The 1,494-nt window shown below is 47.3% G+C and carries 1 protein-coding gene; it reads right to left on the bottom strand.

Translation table 11 applies throughout. From position 1 onward, the window contains the following. Window positions 1-1,494 (bottom strand): phage terminase large subunit family protein (locus BN200_RS08330; RefSeq protein WP_019222107.1); only part of this gene is annotated, 1,494 nt, incomplete at both ends.

The following is a 1,494-nucleotide window of genomic DNA, read 5'->3' as shown; positions in this document are numbered from 1 at the left end:
GGTCAGCTGGTCAAAATATTCTCGATCAAGGCTTTTGTGAAAATGTGTTGCACCAGCCCCTGTTGCTTCAGGACCAGACTTTTTAAAGCGCGCTGTAATGATATCTTTCGCCGCATCAACCCCAACAATATAAAGATTAATCTGTCCTTTATTGTTTTTGCTTGGGCGGCGTGGCCATACCGCACGCCATCCCGCCTGCCCCTTAATGCCCCAAATGCGCCGTCCTTCACGGGGGCGTACATAATTATAAACAGCCTGTGTGTGTCCACCACCGGTATCAATACAAGCCGCCGTTATTCTGATACCCTCTTTATAGCCTGGATGTGGCCAACGTTTTGCAAGATATTCATCCAGTTGGTCCCACACTTCAAAAGAAGAGGGATCACCAAGGAGGACTTGATAATCAATATGCCAACTTTCTTCGCTGCGTCCCCATCCCACCACTTCAAGTTCTAAACGGTCGTTTTGTACGTCAATTCCTGCTGTCAACACGACAGCTTGTTCTGGTGCTAAAGGATAGTCTTCGCGCTTTGCATAGAGGCTGTCTGGATCAACAACTTCACCGGTTCTATCCTCCCATGGTTCTCCAAGAACGGTATTCACAAAAGGTTGCAGAAGGGCTGGATCATCCTTAGCATTTAAAAATTCGCGTGCACATTCCCCCCACGTTAGCCAAGGGGAATAGAGTGCAGAAATATGATAAGAGCGCAAATTGGGTCTGCTGGATTCGCTGGTTGGAACCCAACACGCGCCTCTTTCTTCACACATCAAATCCGTTTTTCGGTGTTCGGCATGTTCATGTTCACAATGGGCACAAACAAAAACAGCTTTTTCAGGGGCACCTTTTGGCCATTTAATCTGCGACCAAACAATAGGTTGGAGTACACCGCATGCATCACAAGGGACATTGTAATATCGCTGGTCTCCTAGCACAAAATCCTTGGCAATACGGCTTGTGTCACGGTGTGTGGGCGTGGACAATTTAAAGATCTTTCGTTGAATAAAGGTCGAGGTACGCTTTTCCGCAATCATCACTGGGTCCCCTTCGTTATCGACACTGAGAGGATAACCATCAACCTCATCTAAAATCAGATAACGAATAGGCATAGAGCGCAAACCAGCAGCACTGTTGGCTCCTGTAAGCATCAATGCTCCCCCATCAAACTCCTTAGAAAACATGGTATTGCCGCTGTCACGTGCACGGGCAGGGGCTATGCGTTCACTTAAAACGGGACTTGCCATAATCATAGGATCAAGCCGCGTCTTTGAAAGCTTCTTAGCTGTCTCAACGGTAGGCATGACATAAAGGGCTGGTCCTGGACTATAATGAATAGCATAACCACAAAAGTTCAGTCCTGCCTCTGACATGCCAACTTGCGCCCCTTTCATGACAATGGTTGTTTCAATCGGCACGTAAGAGGAAAGATTATCCATAATTTCGCGCAAATAGGGGGTGCGTTTTGTTCTCCACAATCCAGGTTCAGCACTTGCTAC

This window comes from Bartonella senegalensis OS02 (assembly GCF_000312545.1).
Classification (GTDB): Bacteria; Pseudomonadota; Alphaproteobacteria; order Rhizobiales; family Rhizobiaceae; genus Bartonella; species Bartonella senegalensis.
Note: the sequence above shows the minus strand (reverse complement) of the source record. Positions and strands in the feature narration are given on the sequence as shown.